The sequence below is a fragment of the Spirillospora sp. CA-294931 genome, assembly GCF_050946795.1.
GTDB lineage: Bacteria > Actinomycetota > Actinomycetes > Streptosporangiales > Streptosporangiaceae > Spirillospora.
In genome coordinates this window covers 6092857-6114238 of the sequence record NZ_CP192006.1, presented here as the reverse complement: position 1 = coordinate 6114238, position 21382 = coordinate 6092857, and the positions used below count along the sequence as shown (strand labels likewise).

General features: G+C 71.6%; 21 protein-coding genes. 15 read left to right on the top strand and 6 right to left on the bottom strand.

Annotated elements, in window-relative coordinates; genetic code table 11:
• Positions 1-43: 43 nt before the first annotated feature.
• Genes ACQPY4_RS27370 through ACQPY4_RS27355 form a run of 4 tightly spaced genes read right to left on the bottom strand, consistent with a single transcriptional unit; the run spans position 44 to position 2073 of the window.
• Positions 44-376 carry a hypothetical protein gene (locus tag ACQPY4_RS27370; RefSeq protein ID WP_433325496.1) on the bottom strand — a complete coding sequence of 111 codons (333 nt, stop codon included), beginning with the start codon at positions 374-376 and terminating at the stop codon, positions 44-46.
• Positions 377-384: 8 nt separating this feature from the next.
• Complete coding sequence (locus ACQPY4_RS27365; protein ID WP_433325494.1) at positions 385-1209, bottom strand: hypothetical protein; 825 nt, start codon at positions 1207-1209, stop codon at positions 385-387.
• Between the two features lie 42 nt (positions 1210-1251).
• Positions 1252-1605 carry an arsenate reductase family protein gene (locus ACQPY4_RS27360; protein WP_433325492.1) on the bottom strand — a complete coding sequence of 118 codons (354 nt, stop codon included), beginning with the start codon at positions 1603-1605 and terminating at the stop codon, positions 1252-1254.
• On the bottom strand, positions 1606-2073 hold the full coding sequence (locus ACQPY4_RS27355) for a YbaK/EbsC family protein (protein ID WP_433325490.1): 468 nt from the start codon (positions 2071-2073) through the stop codon (positions 1606-1608).
• A 51-nt stretch (positions 2074-2124) separates the two neighbouring features.
• Between ACQPY4_RS27355 and ACQPY4_RS27350 the strand changes: the two genes are divergently transcribed.
• Positions 2125-2916 (top strand): L,D-transpeptidase family protein, encoded by a 792-nt coding sequence (locus ACQPY4_RS27350; RefSeq protein WP_433325488.1) that lies wholly within the window; start codon positions 2125-2127, stop codon positions 2914-2916.
• Here ACQPY4_RS27350 and ACQPY4_RS27345 read toward each other — a convergent pair.
• Complete coding sequence (locus tag ACQPY4_RS27345) at positions 2913-3476, bottom strand: ATP-dependent Clp protease proteolytic subunit (protein ID WP_433325486.1); 564 nt, start codon at positions 3474-3476, stop codon at positions 2913-2915. The two genes, ACQPY4_RS27350 and ACQPY4_RS27345, sit on opposite strands and share 4 nt — an antisense overlap.
• 89 nt (positions 3477-3565) lie before the next feature.
• Here ACQPY4_RS27345 and ACQPY4_RS27340 point away from each other — a divergent pair, with 89 nt between their 5' ends.
• From ACQPY4_RS27340 to ACQPY4_RS27315, 6 genes are all read left to right on the top strand, one after another.
• Entirely contained in the window at positions 3566-4483 is a 918-nt protein-coding gene (locus ACQPY4_RS27340) for a LysR family transcriptional regulator (RefSeq protein ID WP_433325484.1), read from the top strand.
• Positions 4484-4746: 263 nt separating this feature from the next.
• Entirely contained in the window at positions 4747-5241 is a 495-nt protein-coding gene (locus ACQPY4_RS27335) for an SAV_6107 family HEPN domain-containing protein (protein WP_433325482.1), read from the top strand.
• A 1270-nt stretch (positions 5242-6511) separates the two neighbouring features.
• On the top strand, positions 6512-7915 hold the full coding sequence (locus tag ACQPY4_RS27330; protein ID WP_433325480.1) for an MFS transporter: 1404 nt from the start codon (positions 6512-6514) through the stop codon (positions 7913-7915).
• An 11-nt stretch (positions 7916-7926) separates the two neighbouring features.
• Positions 7927-8982, top strand: a complete 1056-nt coding sequence (locus ACQPY4_RS27325) for a sensor histidine kinase (protein ID WP_433325478.1) — start codon at positions 7927-7929, stop codon at positions 8980-8982.
• Positions 8979-9647 carry a response regulator gene (locus tag ACQPY4_RS27320; RefSeq protein WP_433325476.1) on the top strand — a complete coding sequence of 223 codons (669 nt, stop codon included), beginning with the start codon at positions 8979-8981 and terminating at the stop codon, positions 9645-9647. Before ACQPY4_RS27325 ends, ACQPY4_RS27320 begins: the two co-directional genes overlap by 4 nt.
• Positions 9648-9714: 67 nt before the next feature.
• Complete coding sequence (locus ACQPY4_RS27315) at positions 9715-9954, top strand: hypothetical protein (RefSeq protein ID WP_433325474.1); 240 nt, start codon at positions 9715-9717, stop codon at positions 9952-9954.
• A gap of 97 nt (positions 9955-10051) precedes the next feature.
• Here the strand turns inward: ACQPY4_RS27315 and bldD are convergent, their stop codons facing one another.
• Positions 10052-10546 carry a transcriptional regulator BldD gene (bldD, locus tag ACQPY4_RS27310; protein ID WP_030145002.1) on the bottom strand — a complete coding sequence of 165 codons (495 nt, stop codon included), beginning with the start codon at positions 10544-10546 and terminating at the stop codon, positions 10052-10054.
• Positions 10547-10963: 417 nt separating this feature from the next.
• Between bldD and pyrR the strand changes: the two genes are divergently transcribed.
• From pyrR to pyrF, 8 genes are all read left to right on the top strand, one after another.
• The gene (gene pyrR, locus ACQPY4_RS27305) at positions 10964-11590 is read left to right on the top strand and encodes a bifunctional pyr operon transcriptional regulator/uracil phosphoribosyltransferase PyrR (RefSeq protein WP_433339044.1); all 627 of its coding nucleotides are present in this window, start codon (positions 10964-10966) and stop codon (positions 11588-11590) included.
• Entirely contained in the window at positions 11587-12528 is a 942-nt protein-coding gene (locus ACQPY4_RS27300; protein ID WP_433325471.1) for an aspartate carbamoyltransferase catalytic subunit, read from the top strand. Before pyrR ends, ACQPY4_RS27300 begins: the two co-directional genes overlap by 4 nt.
• 32 nt (positions 12529-12560) lie before the next feature.
• The gene (locus ACQPY4_RS27295) at positions 12561-13847 is read left to right on the top strand and encodes a dihydroorotase (RefSeq protein ID WP_433325469.1); all 1287 of its coding nucleotides are present in this window, start codon (positions 12561-12563) and stop codon (positions 13845-13847) included.
• Positions 13844-15022 carry a glutamine-hydrolyzing carbamoyl-phosphate synthase small subunit gene (carA, locus tag ACQPY4_RS27290; protein WP_433325467.1) on the top strand — a complete coding sequence of 393 codons (1179 nt, stop codon included), beginning with the start codon at positions 13844-13846 and terminating at the stop codon, positions 15020-15022. Before ACQPY4_RS27295 ends, carA begins: the two co-directional genes overlap by 4 nt.
• Positions 15022-18351 carry a carbamoyl-phosphate synthase large subunit gene (carB, locus tag ACQPY4_RS27285; RefSeq protein WP_433325465.1) on the top strand — a complete coding sequence of 1110 codons (3330 nt, stop codon included), beginning with the start codon at positions 15022-15024 and terminating at the stop codon, positions 18349-18351. Before carA ends, carB begins: the two co-directional genes overlap by 1 nt.
• 51 nt (positions 18352-18402) lie before the next feature.
• Positions 18403-19293 carry a dihydroorotate dehydrogenase electron transfer subunit gene (locus tag ACQPY4_RS27280; protein ID WP_433339042.1) on the top strand — a complete coding sequence of 297 codons (891 nt, stop codon included), beginning with the start codon at positions 18403-18405 and terminating at the stop codon, positions 19291-19293.
• Positions 19294-19408: 115 nt separating this feature from the next.
• Positions 19409-20428: a dihydroorotate dehydrogenase gene (locus ACQPY4_RS27275; RefSeq protein ID WP_433325463.1), complete on the top strand. Its 1020-nt coding sequence runs from the start codon at positions 19409-19411 to the stop codon at positions 20426-20428.
• Positions 20425-21129 carry an orotidine-5'-phosphate decarboxylase gene (gene pyrF / locus ACQPY4_RS27270; protein WP_433325461.1) on the top strand — a complete coding sequence of 235 codons (705 nt, stop codon included), beginning with the start codon at positions 20425-20427 and terminating at the stop codon, positions 21127-21129. Before ACQPY4_RS27275 ends, pyrF begins: the two co-directional genes overlap by 4 nt.
• Positions 21130-21382 lie beyond the last annotated feature (253 nt).

Below are 21382 nucleotides of genomic sequence, written 5' to 3'. Positions count from 1 at the left end.
GGTGGCGCGGGACGCCGCACCGGCGTGGCGATCGGCATCGGGCTCAGGCCCGCGACATCGTGCGCTGGGTGGCCGACAGGCGGTCGTAGATGTCCCAGAGGATCGTGTCGGCCGCCTTCTGCAGGGCTCCCCGATTGGTGTCGAGCTGGCCGCCCCACTGGCGCGCCTCGGGGCCGAGCCAAGCGTCCGAGCCGCGCGCGGTCTTGATCGCCGGGTCGAGCGCCGTGCGCAGCCGGGTGATGCTGCCGTAGGCGTCGGCATAGGCCTGGTAGAGCTCCCGGTAGGCCGGGTTGGGCTTCTCGGTGGGCGGAAGTTGTGTCGCGGCGGCCTCGTCCAGGGGCGGCGGGAGGCTGCCGGGCGGCGGCGGAGCGGCCATCGGGTCTCCTAGGTGGGGCTGGGCTGACGCAGGCCCAGCCTGTTCAAGGCCTCCCGGGTCTTCCGGCTCATGTTCGCGCCGGTCAGAACCTGGACGGCGACGGGATGGACCCCGGTGCGCTCGGCCTCGGCCAGGAACGCCCGCAGCCACCGCACGTCCATCGTCAGGTGGTAGCTGGCCGTGCCGAGCGACTCCTGGACGGCCTTCAGCCTGGCCTTGTCACCCTGCGCGGCCTTGAGCAGCGCCGCCGCCGACCCGGGACCGAGCCGCTCGTGCAGCGTCTCGGTGTAATCGGGGTCGTCGGCGTTGGCCTTCAGGTGCTTCCAGACCGAGTCGGGCACCGGCTTGCCGCCCTTGACCGCGGTCGCGACCGCCAGGGCGTCGGCACGGGCGGCCTTGGCCGCGGCCTGCCGGGTGGGGAAGTTGCCCAGATCGCCGCCCGCGCCATTCGGGGGCGTCGGCCTGATCGGCCTCGGCGGCGTCACGGGGGCGGGGGCGTCCGAGGGGCCCTTGCCCGGGCCTCCCGAAGGGCCCGGATCGGGCGACGGGACGGGCGGGGGAGTGACACCGCCACCCTGGTCGGGATGCGTGATCGCGAAGTTGTAGCGGCGGGTCAGCATGCCGAGCTGGTCGGCCGCCCACTGCGCGACCTGGTCGGCCTGCCGGTACCCGGTGGCCGACACCCCGGGTGGCGGACGGTGCGTGTTCAGCCAGCCCTTGATCGCCGTGTTGGCGTCCTGGACCTGCTTGATCAGCTGGTTGAGCGCGGGCGGGTCGATCCCCCGGAACTCCGCGTCGCGCGCGGCCGGGCCGGTGCGCATCTGCCCCGTCATCGCCCCTCCGTCCTTGGTCGGTTCCCCAGAATCACACCCGCGTCACTCGCTGTCGAGGGCCCTGCCGACCGATTCGGCGTCGCGCGCGACGACCGCGCGCCCGTCGTCGGTCACCACGATCGGCCGCTGGATCAGCACCGGGTTGGCCGCCATGACCTCGATCCAGCGGGCCCGGTCGCGCTCCAGGTTCTTCAGGTCGAGCTCCTTGGCGACGGCCTCGGTCATCCGGGCCACCTCCCACGGCTCGGCGCCGATCTTGGTGAGGACCGCGTCGAGCTCGGCCGCCGTCGGCGGGTCGTCCAGGTAGCGGCGCTCGGTGTAGGCGACGCCCGCCTCGTCCAGGGCCGCCTTGGCCGTGCGGCTCTTCGAGCAGCGCGGGTTGTGCCAGATCTCCATCTATTCCCCCACTTCCGCGGCGGTGCCGCCGGTGATGCGCAGCAACTCCTCGAACGAGGTGGGGAAGACGGTGTGCACGTGCCCGCCCGCCGCCCAGACCTCGTCGTACTTTTCCAGCCAGACATCAACGAGGGTACGGATCGGCGCGGGGTGCCCCACGGGAGCGACACCCCCGATCGCCTGGCCCGTCGACTGCCGGACGAACTCCGGCGACGCCCGCCTGACCTTCGCCGCGCCGACCAGCGCGGCGACCCGGGCGGTGTCGACCCGGTGCGCGCCGCTGGTGAGCACCAGCAGCGCCACCCCGTCGGCGTCGAAGATCAGGCTGTTGGCGATCGCCCCGACCTCGCAGCCGAGCTGATCGGCCGCCGCCTGCGCCGTCGGCGCGGGCTCGGGCAGCTCCACGACCTCGCCGTTCGCGCCCTTCGCGCGCAGATCATTTGTGACCCGATCGACATTGGGATGCATGAACAAGCACCCTAAAGTGTTCTGATCGGGTGGCGGGGACAAAGGATGCGTATGAGCGTGCGAAGGCGGACGAGCGCGGCGGCGGCCCTGCTCGCGGGTGGTGCCGTCCTGGTGGCGGGTTGCTCTGGGGACGAGTCCGACGCCGGCGCCGCGGGCGCCGAGGCCACGCCTTCGGCGTCGCCCACGTCCAGTTCCCCGGCGCCCACGCCCAAGCCGCCGCGGCCCAAACTCAAGGCGGGCGCCAAGGGCGAGCCCGTCCGCGAACTCCAGCGCCGCCTCGCCGAGCTGCATTACGCCCCGGGCAAGCCCGATGGGAAGTACGGCCTGACCACCCAGATGGCCGTGTGGGCGTTCCAGAAGGTCAACCGGCTCAAGGTCACCAGCACCGTGAGCAAGAAGACCTGGGACGCTCTGGACGCCCCCAAGGAGCCCCAGCCCATGGCCAAGAAGGGGCGCGAGGCCGACCGGGTGGACGTCGACCTGCGCCGCCAGTACCTCGTCCTCTACAAGGGCGGCAAGCCCGAGCTGATCACGCACATCTCCTCGGGCTCGGGCGAGTACTACTGCGCCAAGGACCGCGGTGCCAAGGTCGCCCGCTGCCGCTACGCCACCACCAGCACCGGCGACTTCCGGACCGGTCGCCGCGCGTCCGGCTGGGAGGTCTCACCGCTGGGACGGCTCTACAACCCCATCTACTTCAACGGGGGCATCGCCTTCCACGGCGCGCTCGACGTGCCGCGCTACCCCGCGTCCCACGGGTGCGTGCGGCTCCCGATGCACGTCGCCGAAGACTTCCCCAAGCTCCTCGGCACCAACGTGCCGGTGCACCTGCGCCGGCCCTAGATGCGGGTGACCACCTCGTCCACGATCCCGTAATCCCGGGCCTCCTCGGCGGTGAAGAACCGGTCGCGGTCCGAATCGGCCTCGATGCGCTCGACGGTCTGCCCCGTATGGAACGCGATCCGCTCCTGCATCCGGCGCTTGGTGAACAGCATGTTCTCCGTCTGGATCCTGATGTCGGACGCGGTCCCCCCGATACCACCGGACGGCTGGTGCATCAGGATCCGCGCATGAGGCAGTGCGTAGCGCTTCCCGGGGGCACCGGCGCACAGCAGGAACTGCCCCATGGACGCGGTGAACCCCAGCGACAGCGTGGCCACGTCATTCGGGACGTACTGCATCACGTCGTAGATGGCCATCCCGGCGGTGACGGAGCCCCCGGGTGAGTTGATGTAAAGGTGGATGTCCCGCGTGCGGTCCTCGGCCGACAGCAGGAGGATCTCGCCGCAGAGCCGGTTGGCGATGGCGTCGTCCACCTCCTGCCCGAGGAACACCACGCGCTCGCGCAGCAGCCGCTGGAACACCGCTTCGGTCGTCGGCGCAAGGGCCGTGTCGGTCGTCATGCGCTCAGGAAAGCCGCAGCTCAGCCGGGCGTCCAACAAGTACTCGGCCCCCTTTGACAAGCACCGGTTGTCAATCGGATCCTGACGCCATGACCGTCGACGTCCCGGGCGTGCGCGCCTTCCTGGCCGTGGCCGAGGAGATGCACTTCGGACGCGCCGCCCAGCGCCTGTTCCTCACCCAGCAGGCGCTCTCCCGGCGCGTGAGAAGGCTCGAAGAAGCCCTGGCCACGCCCCTTTTCGACCGGACCACCCGCCGCGTCGAGCTGACCGCCGCGGGTCGCCGATTCCTCCCCCTGGCCCGCGAGGCCCTCGCCGCGTTCGACAGCGCGGTCGAGGCCGTCCGCGACGATCCCGGCCGCCTGCGCGTCGACGTCTTCGACGAGCGGTTCAGCCCTCGGCGTATCCTCCGCGACCTCATCGACGCCGATCCGGACCTGCGGATCGAGCCCGGCATGCGCCAGGGCCTCGCCCTCGCGCTGCCCGCCGTCCGCTCCCGCGAGATCGACGCCGCCTTCGGCCAGGTGCACGACCTGCCCGGGCCCTGGCCGTCCGAACTCGCGCACCGCCTCGTCCACCTGGAACCCATGGCCGCCTTCGTAGGCCGCGACCATCCCCTCGCCGGGGTCACCCGTATGCGTCCAGCCGACCTCCCGGGGATCTCCATGCCCGACCCCGGGGGCGCCACCGAAGCGCGCGCGTTCCTGACCCGCATCGCCCGCCACTTCGAGGTCCCGATCCGCTTCATCGAGCCCGCCATGGGCCTCAGCCACTACGCCGAACTGATCAACCGCGACCAAGAGAACGTCGCCCTGGGCGAAGCGAGCGTCGAGCTGACCCCCGAAGCGGCCGTCCACCGAATCCGCCTGACCGACCCGACACCCCTCGCCCCCTGGTCCGTCGTCTGGCACCGCCACAACACCAAACCCCAACTCCAGCGCCTCCTCCGAGCCCTCCCCACAGCCCGCATCCCGTCCCTGGGCCACTGGCTCCCGCCCGAGTACCGCTGACTGTCAGACCCACCTGCTCTCATAGGGATGACCTGGGCTTACTCGTCAAGATCGCAGAGCGTGGCAACACGCGTTCGAACGTATTGACGAATCATCACGGGCCCTGTTTACTGTGAATGCGTCGAACTTATGTTCGAGGTGGTGCGGGACTCGCGGCTCGCACCTGGGCGGCGTCCCCCGCCGGAATCGGCGGGGGACGACGGCCGGGCGGAGTGAGGGGAAGCTCTCCGCCCGGCCGGCGCCCGAGCCGGAAGGAGGCAGTCATGTCCGGAACGATGACCGCACGAGGTGTGCACTCCGCCGCCCAGTTCGGCGCGGCCACCCCCCGACCCCGTCCGCTTCCTGCGCCACGGCCCGCCCACACGGCCGTCGGGCAGCTCCACGCGGCCCGCATGGGCCTGGCCGAGGCCGCCGAGGCGACCTCGCCGGCCGTCCGCTACGTCTGCGCCCACCTGGCCGCCCTGCGCGCCGCCGCGGCCGTCCTGGCCACCAAGGAACCCCTGGAGACGCACCGCCGGGGCCGTCCCCGCAGCGTCTGGGTCCTGCTCCCCGAAGCCGAGCCCGCCCTGCGCGAATGGGCCGCCTTCTTCGCCGCCGGCGCCGACAAGCGCGCCGCCGCCGAGGCCGGCCTCCCCCGAGCCGTCGCCCCCCACGAGGCCGACGACCTCCTCCACGACGCCGAGGTCTTCGTCTCCCTGGTAGAAGACACCCTCGGCGTCCCAGGCCAGCCCACCCTCCCCATCCCCGAAGCCAGCTAAGCCACAAGCGGCCCGCTCCTCCCCCTGAGGCGGCCCGCATCCCAGACCGGGGCCGTCGCAAGGCCACCCTCAAAGCCAAGCGACGGCCCCGGCCTCCCCAACCAACCCCCCTCCCCACCCCCACATCGCCCCACCCACATCCCACAAGCCACACACAGCCCCACCCCCCGCCCCCGCGCCCTGCGTCCAGGCCCCGCGCCCACGCCCCGTGTCCACCCCGCGCGCTCACCCCGCGCGTCCACCCCGCGCGCTCATGCCGCGCGCTCATGCCGCGCGCTCATGCCGCGCGTCCACGCCCCGCGTCCACGCCCCGCGTCCACGCCCCGCGCTCACGCCAGGCGTCCACATCGCGTGCTCACGCCATGCGTCCACGCGGCGCGTCCACACCGCGCGCTCACCCCGCGCGCTCACGCCGTGCGTCCACGCTGTGCGTCCACGCTGTGCGTCCACGCTGTGCGTCCACGCTGTGCGTCCACGCTGTGCGTCCACGCTGTGCGTCCACGCTGTGCGTCCACGCTGTGCGTCCACGCTGTGCGTCCACGCTGTGCGTCCACGCTGTGCGTCCACGCTGTGCGTCCACGCTGTGCGTCCACGCTGTGCGTCCACGCTGTGCGTCCACGCGCCGCGTCCACGCCCCGCGTCCACATCGCGTGCTCACGCCATGCGTCCACGCGGCGTGCTCACCCCGCGTGCTCACCCCGCGCGCTCATCCCGCGCGCTCATCCCGCGCGCTCATCCCGCGCGCTCATCCCGCGCGCTCATCCCGCGCGCTCATCCCGCGCGCTCATCCCGCGCGCTCATCCCGCGTGTCCACCCCGCGCGCTCATGCCGTGGGCTCATGCCGCGCGTCCACGCCGCGCGTCCACGCCGCGCGTCCACGCGCCGCGTCCACATCGCGTGCTCACCCCACGCGTCCACGCCCCGGGTCCACGCCGCGCAGCCACGTGGCGCGTCCACGTGGCGCGTCCACGTGGCGCGTCCACGTGGCGCGTCCACGCCAGGCGCCCACATCGCGTGCTCACGTCGTGCGTTCACGTTGCGCGTTCACGCCGGGCGTTCACATCACGCGTTCACATCACGCATTCGTGGCGCGTGTTCACGTTGCGTGTCCGTGCCGTGCGTTCAGGGCGCGTGTTGCTTCGCGTGAGTTGCCTCGAGTTGTGGGCAGGGGCGAAGCCTGTGGACGGGATTGCGGCGCGCTTTTTGGGGCTTGTGGTGCGGTTGGCGGCCCGGGTGGGGTTGCGTTGGGGTGGGGGTTGAGAATGTTTGGGTGGTGGATGTGGGGGGTGGGCGGTGGCTGGTGGGGCTGCTGGCGTTTTTGGGGGTTATGGGTTACTCGCTTTCTGTGGCGGTGGTTACGCCTGCGTTGCCGTTGTTGCAGGAGGGGTTGGGGACGTCGGCGGCGGGGGCGGCTTGGGCGTTGACGGCCATGACGTTGTCGGCGGCGGTTTCCACGCCGGTGATCGGGCGGTTGGGGGATCAGTTCGGGCCTCGGCGGGTGTTGATGGTGGTGCTGGCCGTCGCGGTGGTGGGGATGGTCGTGGCCGCGTTGGCGGGGTCGTTGGCGGTCATGGTGGTCGGGCGGGTGCTCAGCGGGATCGGGGGCGGGGTTTTTCCGCTGGCGTACACGATCATTCGGGACGTCTTTCCGCCTGAGCGGCTGGCTTCGGCGGTGGGGTTGATGTCGTCGATGCTCGGGCTCGGTGGGGCGGTGTCGTGGTGTATCGCGGGGCCGATCATTGATCATTTGGGGTGGCGGTGGCTGCTCTGGGTGCCGGTGGCGGGGCTGGTGCCGGGCATGGTGGCGGCTTGGTGGATCGTTCCACGGTCGGCGGTGCGGACGCGGGTGCGGATCGACTGGTGGGGGGCCGCGCTTTTCGCGGGGTGGCTGGTCGCCGCCTTGACCGCGTTGACGCAGGGGATGGATTGGGGGTGGCGGTCGCCTGGGGTGCTCGGGTTGCTGGGGCTTGCTGTTGTTCTGGCGGGTTTGTGGTTGTGGGTTGAGGGACGGGTTGAGGCGCCGCTGGTCGATCTTCGGGTGATGCGGCGGCGGGGAGTTTGGACGGCCAACGCGGCTTCGTTGCTGGCCGGGTACGCGCTCATGGCGGGTGGCGTTTTGTTTCCGTTGTTGGTGCAGCTGCCTGAGAGCACGGGGTTCGGGTTTGGGGGGAGTGCCACTCAGGCCGCGTTGTTGCAGCTTCCGGCGAGTATCGGGATGACGGTGGCGGGGATGGCCGCGGGGCTTCTGGATCGTCGGGTCGGGTCGCGGGTGGTGTTGATGGCGGGGGGCGTCCTTACGGGGGCGGGATATGCCTTCGTGGCCTTTCAGCATGAGGACATGTGGCAGTTGTATGTGGGCGGCATCGCGCGGGGGGTGGGGTTGGGGTTCGCGTATGCGGCGGTGGCCAATCTGGTGGTCGCGGAGGTTCCCGTGGGGGAGACGGGGGTCGCGACGGGGATCAACACGCTCATCCGGACGGTGGGCGCCTCGCTCGGGACGCAGGTCAGCGCGGTGATCGTGGTCGGCGTGCCGGGGGAGGGCGGGTTCGTGGCCGGGTTCGCCGTCAGCGCGGTGGTGATGGCGGTCGCGCTGGTTCTGGCCATGATCGCGCCTCGGCGGCGGAGGGTTTCTATGCTGGGCCAATGGTCCCCCGACTCCGTGTCGCGGATGTAGCGCTCGCGCTTGTGGCTGTGGCGGTCACCGTCCCGGGGTGGCTGAGGGCGCCCGATCAGGTCGTTTCCAAGTCGGTCCTCGACTGGACGCTGGTCGCCACTGTTTGCGCGACGCTTCTTTTCTGGCGCGCCCATCCGGTGGCCGCCTGCGCTTACGCGCTGGTGGCGACCGGGGTCTTCTACGTGATCAGTCCCATCGACGGGCCGCTGATCGTGGTGGTGCTGCTGGGGGTCTATCGGGTGGCGGCGTCCGGGCGGCTTCTGGTGGCCGTCCTGCTCGGGGTTTTGATCGTTGTCGCGGGCGGGGTGGCGTCGCTGGCCGGGAGCGACGACATCAACGGGGTGGCGCTGCTCATGATGGCCGGGTGGGTGGTGGCGCTGGTCGCGCTCGGGTTCGTCCGGTGGACGCGGCAGGAGGCGCTGCGGGCCGCCGTCGAGCGGGCCGAGGAGCGGGCGCTGCGGCGGGCCACGGAGGAGCGGCTGCGGATCGCGCGGGAGTTGCACGATGTGGTCGGGCACCATCTGTCCATGATCAACGTTCAGGCGGGGACGGCCCTGCACCGGTTCGAGCGGCATCCCGAGCGGGCCGAGGCGGCGCTCGGGGTGATCAAGGAGGCCAGCCGCGACACGCTGCGGGAGCTGCGCTCGACGCTGGGCGTGCTGCGGCAGGTCGACGACGCCGCCCCGATGGGCGGTCTGGAGCGCCTGGACGAGCTCGTCCGCTATGCCGAGCTGGCGGGGCTGCGGGTCTCGGCCGAGGTCGTGGGGGAGGCCCGGCGGCTGCGGGCGGACGTGGACCTCGCCGCGTACCGGATCCTTCAGGAGTCGATCACGAACGTGACGCGGCACGCCGCCGCCGGGCAGGTGCGGCTCCGCGTCACCTACGGGACGTCCGACCTGAGGCTGGAGGTCGAGGACGACGGGAAGGGCTCCCCGGGCGCCGCTGGCACCGGCATACGGGGGATGAGTGAACGTGCGCGTGCCCTGGGCGGGGATCTGGCCGCTGGACCTCTGCGGGACGGTGGCTTCAGGGTGCGGGCCCGGTTGCCTTACGGGGAGTCGGGATGATCCGCGTTCTGCTGGCCGATGACCAGCATCTGGTTCGTGCGGGGTTCTCCTCGCTGCTGGACGACGAGGACGACATCGACGTGGTCGGCGAGGCGGCCGACGGGGAGGCGGCGCTGGCGGCGGCACGTGATCTTCGTCCCGATGTGGTGCTCATGGACATCCGCATGCCGCGGGCCGACGGGCTGGGGGCCACGCGGGCCATCTGTGGCGACCAGCGGCTCGCGGAGGTGCGGGTGGTCATCCTGACCACCTACGACCTCGATGAGCACGTCTACGGTGCGCTCAGGGCCGGGGCGGCCGGGTTCCTGGTCAAGGACACCGAGCCGGACGAGCTGGTCCGCGCCGTGCGGGTCGTCGCGCGGGGTGACGCGCTGATCAGTCCGGCGATCACCCGGCGGCTGATCGCCGAGTACGCGAACCGGTCGCCGCGCCCGGAGCCCGATCCGCGGCTGACGCCCCGGGAGCGCGAGGTGGTCTCGCTGGTCGCGGCCGGGTTGTCGAACGACGAGATCGCGGCGCGGCTGGTGCTGAGCCCCGCCACGGCGCGCAGCGCGGTCAGCCGGATCATGGCCAAGCTGTGCGTCCGCGACCGGGCGCAGCTGGTCGTCCTCGCGTATGAGTCGGGTTTGGTGCGCCCGGCATGGGCCGCGCAACCGCCGGGGTAGCCGCCGTCCCGTAAGGCGCAACACCGGGGCGATGTGCCCGGACGCGCCGTCCGGCAACGCTGGAAGGATGGACGATTCCACCAGCAAGCCCGGCGCGGTCGTCGCCGGTTTCGTCGTCGGCGGTGTCGGCGGCTTCGTCCTCACCGAGGGCGGCGCGGCCTTTTTCCACTTCGTCTTGGGGCTGACCCCCGATGTGGAGAAATACCCGGCGCTGATCGCGGTCTTCCTCGGGGTCCCGATCGTGACCGCCGTGGTCGGCGCCTTCGCGGGACTGAGGATCGCCGAGCGTGTCCGGCGCCCGCACTGACACGGCGGCCGGGGCCATGTGGCCCCGGCCGCCGGGAGTGCGTCAGCCGCCGCGAGCGTGGCCGAGCGGGGGGCGCGGCTCGCGGGTGTAGGAGGAGCTAGAAGGACTCGACGGCGCGGCGCGCCTCCGGGTCCAGAACGCCCCAGGTGATGAGCTCTTCGGTCAGCTCGGTGGGAGACTTGTCGTAGATGACCGCGAGTGAACGCAGGTCTTCCTGGCGGATGGACAGGACCTTTCCGTTGTAGTCGCCCCGCTGGCTCTGAATCGTCGCGGCGTAGCGGGCGAGAGGACCGGCCTTGTCCTTCGGAAGCTGCTGCAGTCGCTCGAGATCGATCACGAGCTTCGGTGTAGGCCCGAGCGGGCTCGGCGCGGCTCCGCCGGGCAGCAACTCGGAAACCGGCACGCCATAGAAATCGGCGAGCTCGGCCAGCTTCTGAACGGTGACGGCGCGGTCGCCCCGCTCGTACGAACCCACGACGACGGCCTTCCAGCGGCCGCGGGACTTCTCTTCCACGCCGTGCAGGGACAACCCCTGCTGGGTGCGGATGGCGCGCAGGCGCGCGCCGAGAGCCTTAGCGTATTCAGACGGCATTGTGCGGCCCCCCAGGCTCACTTTCGTCGTCGTTATCGCCCCAGGATGGACGGGTCGTCCGTTCCCGGGGGGAGTCAGGTTCCTAAGGCGGTGAAGCCCCAAGTGTCTGTCTCCAGGGATGGTTACGGACAGTGACGGTAAAACGGGGACGGCCCCAGGTCAAGCCGATTGGAAAAAAGCGGTCGAATCCGCAGGTCTCAGTCTGGGGTGTTCGGATGGCCCCGAAGCCCCGCAGGTGCGGCGCCACAGGCATTTTCCCGTCCGTGAAAACGAGTGCCGGGGCTGGCAGTGTGACCGCTCTCACCAGGCAAGACGCGGGAGGTGAGGGAGGGGGCACCCGGTGGCGGACTGCTACGGTGAGGGAGACAAGACGTCCTTTAAGACCCGTCCCGTGAGGCGGGAAAGGAGGTTTCGGTGGTGAATGCTGCCTCCAGGCCCCAGGAACCGGCCGAGGCGCGCGTGGCGGACGGTGACCCTCGGCACAAGGCCGTACTCGAGGGTCCCGACATCCGGCGCGCGCTGACCCGGATCGCGCACGAGATCCTCGAACGCACCAAGGGCGGCGACGACGTCCTGCTCCTCGGCATCCAGACCCGGGGGGTCACGCTCGCCGACCGGCTCGCCGGTCTGCTGGAGCAGATCGAGGGACGTCCCGTCCCCTGGGGCTCCCTCGACGTGACGATGTACCGCGACGATCTGCGCATGAAGCCCGCGCGCGCGCTCGGGCGGACCGAACTCCCCAGCGAGGGCGTGGACGACAAGATCGTGGTCCTGGTCGACGACGTGCTCTTCTCGGGGCGCACCGTGCGCGCCGCGCTGGACGCGCTCAACGACCTCGGCCGGCCGCGCGCCGTCCAGCTGGCCGTCCTGGTCGACCGAGGCCATCGCGAGCTGCCCATCCGCGCCGACTACGTCGGCAAGAACCTGCCCACGGCCATGCGCGAGACCGTGAGGGTCCTGCTGGCCGAGAACGACGGGCACGACGCCGTCCTGCTCGGTCCCGCCGGTGGGCCGCGCACGCGAGGCGGGGAGGCCGGGAAATGAAGCGCCACCTGATTTCGGCGGCCGACCTGAGCCGCGACGACGCGCTGCTCATCCTCGACACCGCCGAGGAGCTCGCCCAGGTCGCGGGCAGGTCCATCAAGAAGCTGCCGACGCTGCGCGGGCTCACCGTGGTGAACCTGTTCTTCGAAGACTCCACCCGCACCCGCATCTCGTTCGAGGCGGCCGCCAAGCGGCTGTCGGCGGACGTCATCAACTTCTCCGCCAAGGGCTCCAGCGTGTCCAAGGGGGAGAGCCTGAAGGACACGGCCATGACGCTGGAGGCGATGGGCGCCGACGGCGTGGTCATCCGCCACAGCGCTTCGGGGGCGCCGCACCGCCTGGCCAACTGGGTCCAGGGCAGCGTCATCAACGCGGGCGACGGCACGCACGAGCACCCGACGCAGGCCCTGCTGGACGCCTTCACCATGCGCCGCCGCCTCGGCGACCTGGAGGGGCGCAAGATCACGATCGTGGGCGACGTCCTGCACAGCCGCGTGGCACGATCCAACGTGCTGCTGCTGGGCACCCTGGGCGCCGACGTCACCGTGGTGGCCCCGCCGACGCTGCTGCCGGTCGCGATCGACACCTGGCCCTGCCAGGTCTCCTACGACCTCGACTCCGTCCTGCCCAAGAGCGACGTGGTGATGATGCTGCGCGTCCAGCAGGAGCGCATGAACGCCGCGTACTTCCCCAGCGTACGCGAGTACAGCCGGCGCTACGGGCTGGACGCCGAGCGCTTCGCGCGCATGGGCGAGGAGGCCATCGTCATGCACCCGGGCCCGATGAACCGGGGCGTCGAGATCGCGGCCGACGTGGCCGACTCGGTCCGCTCCACGATCGTCGAGCAGGTCGCCAACGGCGTCAGCGCCCGTATGGCGGTGCTCTACCTGCTGCTGGGCGGCTCGGAGCCCGCCATCGGCCAGGGGGGCGCCGAGTGACCGGGACGAACCAACCGAGCGGGGAGCGCGACATGACCACGTACATCATCAAAGGCGCGCGGATCCTGGGCGGGGAGCCCGCCGACATCCTGGTCCGCGACGGCGTCATCGCCGGGGTCGGACACGGGCTGGACGACGCCGGGGCGCAGGTCGTCCAGGCGGAGGGGCTGATCGCCCTGCCGGGCCTGGTCGACCTCCACACGCACCTGCGCGAGCCGGGACGCGAGGACGCCGAGACCGTCGAGTCCGGGACGAAGTCGGCCGCCATGGGCGGCTTCACGGCCGTGCACGCCATGGCCAACACCGACCCTGTCGCCGACACCGCCGGAGTGGTCGAGCAGGTATGGCGCCTGGGCCGCGAGGCCGGGTACTGCGACGTCCAGCCGGTGGGGGCCGTCACCCGGGGCATCCGGGGCGAGCAGCTCGCCGAGCTCGGCGCGATGGCCGACTCGGCCGCCGGGGTCCGGGTGTTCTCCGACGACGGCCACTGCGTCTCGGACGCGGTGATCATGCGGCGGGCGCTGGAGTACGTCAAGGCGTTCGACGGCGTCGTCGCCCAGCACGCGCAGGAGCCCAGGCTCACCGAGGGCGCGCAGATGAACGAGGGCGAGGTCTCGGCGGCGCTCGGCCTGCCCGGGTGGCCCGCGGTCGCCGAGGAGGCGATCATCGCCCGGGACGTCCTGCTGGCCCAGCACGTCGGGTCGCGCCTGCACGTCTGCCACGTCTCCACGGCCGGCTCGGTGGAGATCATCCGCTGGGCCAAGAGCAAGGGCTGCCCGGTGACCGCCGAGGTGACCCCGCACCACCTGCTGCTCACCGACGCCCGGGCCGAGTCCTACGACCCGATCTTCAAGGTCAACCCGCCGCTGCGCACCGCCGACGACGTGACCGCGCTGCGCCACGCGCTGGCCGACGGCACGATCGACTGCGTCGCCACCGACCACGCGCCGCACCCGGTCGAGGCCAAGGAGACCGAGTGGGCGGTCGCCGCGATGGGCATGATCGGGCTGGAGACCGCACTCCCGGTCGTCCAGGAGGCGATGGTCGAGACCGACCTGCTCGACTGGGCCGGTGTCGCCGAGCGCATGTCGTTCACGCCCGCGCGCATCGGGCGCCTGCCGGGCCAGGGCCGCCCGCTGGAGGCCGGTTCGCCCGCCAACATCACGCTGTACGACCCGGCGCCGCGCCGCACGGTCGAACCGACGTCGATGACGTCCAAGAGCCGCAACACCCCGTTCACGGGCCTTGAGCTCCCGGGGCGCGTCATCGCGACCTTCCTGCGCGGCCGCCCGACCGTCCTCGAAGGGAAGCTCCAGTGAACGCACCAACCGCGATACTTGTTCTAGAGGACGGGCGGGTCTTTCGGGGGACGGGTTACGGCGCCGAGGGGGAGACCTTCGGCGAGATGGTCTTCAACACCGGGATGACCGGCTACCAGGAGACGCTGACCGACCCTTCGTACGCGCGGCAGATCGTGGCGATGACGTCGCCGCACATCGGCAACACCGGGGTGAACGACGAAGACCCCGAGTCGTCGCGCATCCAGGTCGCGGGCTACGTCGTGCGCGAGCCCGCTCGGGTGGCGTCGAACTGGCGGGCCACGGGCTCGCTGGGGGCGGCGCTGCGCGAGCAGGGTGTCGTGGGCATCGCGATCACGGGGACGCGGGCGCTGACGCGTCACCTGCGCGATCGGGGGGCCATGCGCGCCGGGATCTTCAGCGGGGACGCCCTCGCCTCCGAGGAGGAGCTCGTGGAGCGGGTGAAGGCGAGCCCGTCGATGGTCGGCGCCGACCTGGCGCGGGACGTCAGCACCCGGGAGCCGTATGTCGTCCGGGCCCATGGCGAGAAGCGGTTCACCGTGGCGGCCGTCGACCTCGGGATCAAGTCGATGACCCCCTACCGGATGGCCGAGCGCGGGTGCGAGGTGCACGTGCTCCCCGCGAGCAGCACCGCGAGTGACATCCTCGCCCTCGACCCCGACGGCGTGTTCTTCAGCAACGGCCCCGGCGACCCCGCCGCCGCCGACTACGCGGTGGACGCGCTCAAGGGCGTCCTGGACGCGGGCAAGCCGTTCTTCGGCATCTGCTTCGGCAACCAGATCTTCGGGCGCGCGCTCGGCCTGGGCACCTACAAGCTGCGCTTCGGCCACCGGGGGATCAACCAGCCCGTCCGGGACCGCCGGACGGGCAAGGTCGACGTCTCCGCGCACAACCACGGCTTCGCGGTGCAGGCGCCCACCGAGGGGACGTTCGACACCCCGTATGGGCCCGGCGAGGTCACGCACGTCAACCTGAACGACGGCTGCGTCGAGGGCCTGCGGCTGCTCGACCGGCCGGCGTTCAGCGTCCAGTACCACCCCGAGGCGGCCGCCGGCCCGCACGACGCGAGCGGCCTGTTCGACCGCTTCGCCGAGGCGATGGCCGGGGCCCGTCCCCACCCGATTGGCGGGGCCACCCGTCCCAACCCGAATGAAGCGATGGGGGGCGACCGCTGATGCCGCGCCGCCAAGATCTGCGGTCCGTCCTGGTCATCGGCTCCGGGCCGATCGTGATCGGCCAGGCGTGCGAGTTCGACTACTCCGGGACGCAGGCGTGCCGGGTGCTCAAGGACGAGGGCCTGCGGGTGACCCTCGTCAACAGCAACCCGGCGACGATCATGACCGATCCGGAGTTCGCCGACGCCACCTACGTCGAGCCGATCACGCCCGAGGTCGTCGAGAAGATCATCGCCAAGGAGCGGCCCGACGCGCTGCTGCCCACGCTGGGCGGCCAGACCGCGCTCAACACGGCCGTCGCGCTCTACGAGAGCGGGGTGCTGGCCGAGTACGACGTCGAGCTGATCGGCGCCGACATCGAGGCGATCCAGGCCGGCGAGAACCGCGAGCGGTTCAAGGGCGTGGTCGCCAAGGTCGCCCGCGAGCAGGGCCTGAACGCCGAGTCGGCCCGCTCGGTGATCTGCCACACGATGGACGAGTGCCTGGCCGCCGTGAAGGAGCTGGGCTACCCGCTGGTCGTGCGGCCCTCGTTCACCATGGGCGGCGCCGGCTCCGGCTTCGCCCACGACGAGGACGACCTGCGCCGCATCGCGGGCGCGGGGCTCGACGCGTCCCCGACCAGCGAGGTGCTCCTTGAGGAGTCGATCCTCGGCTGGAAGGAGTACGAGCTGGAGGTCATGCGCGACCGCGCCGACAACGTCGTGATCGTCTGCTCCATCGAGAACCTCGACCCGATGGGCGTGCACACCGGCGACTCCATCACCGTGGCGCCCGCGATGACGCTCACCGACCGCGAGTACCAGAACATGCGGGACGTCGCCATCGCCGTCATCCGCGAGGTCGGCGTCGACACCGGCGGCTGCAACATCCAGTTCGCCGTCCACCCGGGCACCGGCCGGATGATCGTCATCGAGATGAACCCGCGCGTGTCGCGGTCGTCGGCGCTGGCGTCCAAGGCCACCGGCTTCCCGATCGCCAAGATCGCGGCGCGGCTGGCCGTCGGGTACACGCTGGACGAGATCCCCAACGACATCACCGGCGAGACCCCGGCCAGCTTCGAGCCGACGCTCGACTACGTCGTGGTCAAGGTCCCCAGGTTCGCGTTCGAGAAGTTCCCCGGGGCCGACGGCACCCTCACCACCCACATGAAGTCGGTGGGCGAGGCCATGGCGATCGGGCGCTGCTTCACCGAGGCTCTGCAGAAGGCGCTGCGGTCGCTGGAGCAGAAGGGCTCCTCGTTCTCCTGGAAGGGCGAGACGGGCGACCTGGACGCCCTGGTGGAGTCGGCCGGACGCCCCCACGACGGGCGGCTGCGCGACGTCCAGCGCGCCCTGTGGGCCGGGGCGAGCGTGCAGCGGGTCTACGAGGCCACCGGCATCGACCCGTGGTTCCTCGACCAGATCGCCGCGATCAACGAGATCGCCGCCGAGGTCAAGGCGGCCGAGGACGCGCTGACCCGCGAGAAGCTGCTCCTGGCCAAGCGCGCCGGGTTCTCCGACGCGCAGATCGCCGAGCTGCGCGGCCTGTCGGAGGACGTCGTCCGCGAGGTCAGGCACGCGCTCGGCGTCCGCCCGGTCTACCTCACCGTCGACACGTGCGCGGCCGAGTTCGCGGCGCAGACGCCGTACCTGTACTCGGCCTACGACGAGGAGACCGAGGTCCCCCCGGGTGAGAAGCCCAAGGTGATCATCCTGGGCAGCGGGCCGAACCGGATCGGGCAGGGCGTGGAGTTCGACTACTCCTGCGTCCACGCCTCGTTCACGCTCGCCGACGCGGGCTACGAGACCGTCATGGTCAACTGCAACCCCGAGACGGTCTCCACCGACTACGACACCTCCGACCGGCTCTACTTCGAGCCGCTCACGCTGGAGGACGTCCTGGAGGTCGTCCACGCCGAACAGCAGTCGGGCGAGGTCGCGGGCGTGATCGTCCAGCTGGGCGGGCAGACCCCGCTCGGGCTCGCGCAGAAGCTCAAGAACGCAGGGGTGCCGATCGTCGGGACTTCCCCCGAGAGCATCCACCTGGCCGAGGAGCGCGGCGCGTTCGGGCGCGTCCTGCACCGGGCCGGGCTGCTGGCGCCCAAGCACGGCACCGCCACCTCCTACGACGAGGCCCGCGAGATCGCCGCCGAGATCGGCTACCCGGTGCTGGTCCGGCCGTCGTACGTGCTGGGCGGCCGCGGCATGGAGATCGTGTACGACGACGTCACGCTCGAGTCGTACATGGCCAAGGCGACCGACGCGAGCCCCGAGCACCCGGTGCTGGTCGACCGGTTCCTGGACGAGGCCATCGAGATCGACGTGGACGCGCTCTACGACGGCTCCGACCTCTACCTCGGCGGCGTCATGGAGCACATCGAGGAGGCGGGGATCCACTCCGGCGACTCGGCCTGCGCGCTCCCGCCGATCACGCTCGGCCACGACGACCTGCGCCGCATCCGCGAGTCGACCCGGGCCCTGGCCGAGGGCGTGGGCGTGCTCGGGCTCATGAACGTCCAGTACGCGCTGTCGGCGGGCGTCCTGTACGTCCTGGAGGCCAACCCGCGCGCGTCGCGGACGGTGCCGTTCGTGTCGAAGGCGACCGCCGTCCCGCTGGCCAAGGCCGCCGCGCGGGTCATGATGGGCGCCACGATCGCCGAGCTGCGCGCCGAGGGCCTGCTGCCCGAGTCGGGCGACGGCGGCTCGCTGCCGCTGGACGCCCCGATCGCGGTCAAGGAGGCCGTGCTGCCCTTCGACCGGTTCCGCACCGCCGAGGGCCAGTTCGTCGACACCGTCCTCGGCCCCGAGATGCGCTCGACCGGCGAGGTCATGGGCATCGACGAGGTGTTCGGCACCGCCTACGCCAAGTCGCAGCAGGCCGCCTACGGCTCGCTGCCGACCAAGGGCCGCGCGTTCGTCTCGGTGGCGAACCGGGACAAGCGGCACATGGTGTTCCCCGTCAAGCGGCTTGCTGACCTGGGCTTTGAGATTCTTGCCACGGAAGGGACCGCGGAGGTCCTGCGCCGCAACGGCGTGCGTGCCAAGATCGTGCGCAAGCACAGCGCGGGTCCGGGTTCGGACGGCGAGCCCACCATCGTGCGGCGCGTCCTCGACGGTGAGGTGGACCTCATCGTCAATACTCCGTTCGGAAGCCCCGGGCAGTCGGGGCCGCGCCTGGACGGCTACGAGATCCGGACCGCGGCCGTGCTGCGCGGCGTTCCCTGCGTCACCACCGTGCAGGGCCTCGCCGCGGCCGTGCAGGGAATCGAGGCCATCGCGGGCGGCCACGTCGGCGTGCGCTCGCTGCAGGAGCACGCCGCACGCCTGAGCGGCGCCCACGGAAGGGGGTAGCCGCCCGGGTCACCGGCCTCGTGCCGGTTCTCAGGGACGACGAGAGGGAGACTGGTGTCCGACTCACCGGTGCAGACGTCGGCAACCGTTCTGACGGTCCGCCAGGTGCAGGACTACCACGCGATGACGCTGGTGGCGCCGGCGATCGCCGAGCGGTTCCGGCCGGGCCAGTTCGTGGCGCTCGCCGTCGGCGGCGAGCACACGGGCCGGCTCGTCCGCCGGTGTTTCGGGGTCTACGAGGTCAAGTCCGACTACGGCGGGACGGTCGAGCTGGTCTTCGCCGACCGCGAGCCGGGCACGGCCTGGCTCGCGGGACGCCGGTCCCGCGACCAGGTCGACCTCGTCGGGCCGCTGGGACGCCCGTTCCGCCTCCCGCGCGACCCGGTGAGCTGTCTCCTCGCGGGAGGCGGCCCCGGGGGCGCGGCCCTGTTCGCCCTGGCCGACACGCTCCACAGACGCGGCTGCCAGGTGCATTTCGTGCTGGGTGGCCCGTCCGCCAAGCAGGTCTTCGGGTCCCGTATGGCGCAGCGCATCGGAGACTCCGCGACCGTCACCACCGAGGACGGCTCGCTGGGGGAGCGGGGCACCGTCCGCGAGGTGATGCCGCGCGTCATCCAGGAGACCGGCGCCGACGTCGTCTACGGCTGCGGGCCCACCCGCCTGCTGCGCTCGGTGACCCAGGTCGCGGGCGAGTACGGCCTCCCGTCCCAGGTCTCGGTGGAGGAGTTCCTCCAGGAGACCGGGGCGTGCGGCATCGGCGTCTGCATGACCTGCGTCCTGCCCATCCACGGCGACGACGGCGTGACCCGCATGGTCCGCGCGTGCGCCGACGGCCCCGTCCTGCGCGGCGACCGCGTCCGCTGGGGCGACCTCGGCACCATCCCCTTCGACGCGCTGGGTGCCCCGCGCGTCCTCAACGTCTCGGAGGGAGGCTCCAAGTGAGCGACGCTCGCAGCCGCGCGGCGGCTGGACTGAGGAGCGCAGGGAGCTTGCGACCGGAGCGACGAGGGAAGCCGTCGCGTATGGCGGCTGCGAGCCGCCGAGCGGAGGCGAGGCCATGAGCGCGCTCGGAACCAGGCTCGCGGGGCTTGACTTGCCCAATCCGGTTCTGACGGCTTCGGGGTGCGGGGGGACGGGGCGCGAGCTGGCGCAGTTCTTCGAGTTGTCGAAGCTGGGCGCGTTCGTCACCACATCGGTGATGCTGCAAGCGCGCGCGGGACGTCCTACGCCGCGCATGGCCGAGGCGCCCAGCGGGCTGCTGACGGCGATGGGGCTTCCCGGGCCGGGCATCGAGGGATTCCTGGAACGTGACCTGCCCTGGCTGGCCGAGCAGGAGGCACGCACGATCGTCTCGATCGCGGGCAACAGCGTGGAGGAGTTCGGGGAGCTGGCGCGCCGGTTGCGCGGCGTCTCCGGGATCGCCGCGATCGAGGTCAACGTGGCCTGCCCCAACGTCGAGGACCGCGGCCGCATGTTCGGGTGGCACCCCAGCGCCGCCGCCTCGGTCATCCGGAACGTGCGCGCGATGGCCAGGCCCGGCGTCCCGGTGCTGGCCAAGCTGGCGCCGGACGTCACCGACATCGTCACCATCGCGCTGGCCTGCGTCGACGCGGGCGCCGACGGGCTCACCCTGATCAACACGATGGAGGGCATGGCGATCGACCCGGGGACGCTGCGCCCGGCTCTCACCGGCGTGTCGGGCGGACTGTCCGGCCCGGCGATCAGGCCCATCGCCGTCCGCTGCGTGTACCAGGTGCACGCGGCGCTTCCCGGCGTCCCGATCGTGGGCGTCGGCGGCATCGCGTCCGGGCTGGACGCGCTGGAGTTCGTCCTCGCGGGCGCCTCGGCCGTCGCGGTCGGCACCGCGACCTTCCACGACCCGACGGCGGCCCCCCGTGTCCTGCGCGAGCTGGACGAGGCGCTGGCCGCGCGCCGCATCGGCCGTCTCGCCGACGCCGTCGGTCTCGCCCACAAACCCACCGGATTCGTCCCGCCCCAGGTGCGTCCGGAACCCCGGGCGGACGAGGCCGCCCCGGAGTCCGCCGAACCGGGGGACCTGAAGGAGAAACTGCCGTGACCGCTGCCCCCATCGCCGTCGCCCTCGACGCCCCCGACCTGGAGACGGCCGCACGCTGGGCCAACCTGGTCACCCCCCACGTGAGCACCGTGAAGGTGGGCCTGGAGCTGTACCTGCGTTACGGGCCGGACGTCGTGGCCAGCGTGCGCGGGGCCAGCGGCGTCCAGGTGTTCCTGGATCTGAAGCTGCACGACATCCCGGCGACGGTGGCGGGCGCCGCGCGCGCCGTGGCGCGGCTCAAGCCCGCCTATCTGACCGTGCACGCGGCGGGGGGCACGGCGATGATCCGCGCCGCCGTGGAGTCGGCCCCCGGCATCCGGATCGCGGCCGTCACCCTCCTGACGTCACTGGGCGAGGCCGACCTCGCGGGCATCGGGCTCGCCGGACCGGCTCTGGACGCCGTACGGCGCCTGGCGGGCCTCGCGGTAGAGGCGGGGGCGCAGGCACTGGTGTGCAGCCCGCAGGAGGCCGCTGCGGTCCGCGCAGAGGTGGGTCCGGAGATCACCCTCATCACTCCCGGCGTCCGTCCGGCCGGATCGGCCACTCAGGACCAGGCCCGGGTGGCCACTCCGGAGCAGGCGCTCGCGGCCGGGGCCGACCTGCTGGTGATCGGACGCCCGATCACCGGTGCGCCGGATCCGGGTGCCGCGGCGGCGGGCATCGCGGCGGCCCTTCGGCGCACCGCCGGAAGCGCGTCCTGACAGCCTTTTTACTGAATTTTACCTTAGTGATCTGTGTCACGTCCGAATCGGCGGCCGAGAGGGCCCGGGTCCGCTCCAAGGCGAGTCTTATTCGGGAAAGCTGGTGAGGAGTGACACATTCTGGGTGCTGTCGGGCGATTTTTCACGATCATGCGAAAGTCCAGGGTGACGCGGTGATCGGCCCCTGGACCCGCCGAGTTGGATACACTCTGTATTCAGGACAACTCAAGGAGTAATATTCGTGATTTTGTGG

Bases quoted from the DNA above. Each gene is read 5' to 3' on its own strand.
- ACQPY4_RS27300 (WP_433325471.1), top strand. From the start codon at position 11,587: ATGAAGCGCCACCTGATTTCGGCGGCCGACCTGAGCCGCGACGACGCG.
- ACQPY4_RS27295 (WP_433325469.1), top strand. From the start codon at position 12,561: ATGACCACGTACATCATCAAAGGCGCGCGGATCCTGGGCGGGGAGCCC.
- ACQPY4_RS27345 (WP_433325486.1), bottom strand. From the start codon at position 3,476: ATGACGACCGACACGGCCCTTGCGCCGACGACCGAAGCGGTGTTCCAG.
- carB (WP_433325465.1), top strand. From the start codon at position 15,022: ATGCCGCGCCGCCAAGATCTGCGGTCCGTCCTGGTCATCGGCTCCGGG.
- ACQPY4_RS27370 (WP_433325496.1), bottom strand. From the start codon at position 376: ATGGCCGCTCCGCCGCCGCCCGGCAGCCTCCCGCCGCCCCTGGACGAG.
- ACQPY4_RS27335 (WP_433325482.1), top strand. From the start codon at position 4,747: ATGTCCGGAACGATGACCGCACGAGGTGTGCACTCCGCCGCCCAGTTC.
- bldD (WP_030145002.1), bottom strand. From the start codon at position 10,546: ATGCCGTCTGAATACGCTAAGGCTCTCGGCGCGCGCCTGCGCGCCATC.
- ACQPY4_RS27320 (WP_433325476.1), top strand. From the start codon at position 8,979: ATGATCCGCGTTCTGCTGGCCGATGACCAGCATCTGGTTCGTGCGGGG.
- ACQPY4_RS27365 (WP_433325494.1), bottom strand. From the start codon at position 1,209: ATGACGGGGCAGATGCGCACCGGCCCGGCCGCGCGCGACGCGGAGTTC.
- ACQPY4_RS27275 (WP_433325463.1), top strand. From the start codon at position 19,409: ATGAGCGCGCTCGGAACCAGGCTCGCGGGGCTTGACTTGCCCAATCCG.
- ACQPY4_RS27350 (WP_433325488.1), top strand. From the start codon at position 2,125: ATGAGCGTGCGAAGGCGGACGAGCGCGGCGGCGGCCCTGCTCGCGGGT.
- ACQPY4_RS27340 (WP_433325484.1), top strand. From the start codon at position 3,566: ATGACCGTCGACGTCCCGGGCGTGCGCGCCTTCCTGGCCGTGGCCGAG.
- ACQPY4_RS27355 (WP_433325490.1), bottom strand. From the start codon at position 2,073: ATGCATCCCAATGTCGATCGGGTCACAAATGATCTGCGCGCGAAGGGC.
- ACQPY4_RS27360 (WP_433325492.1), bottom strand. From the start codon at position 1,605: ATGGAGATCTGGCACAACCCGCGCTGCTCGAAGAGCCGCACGGCCAAG.
- ACQPY4_RS27315 (WP_433325474.1), top strand. From the start codon at position 9,715: ATGGACGATTCCACCAGCAAGCCCGGCGCGGTCGTCGCCGGTTTCGTC.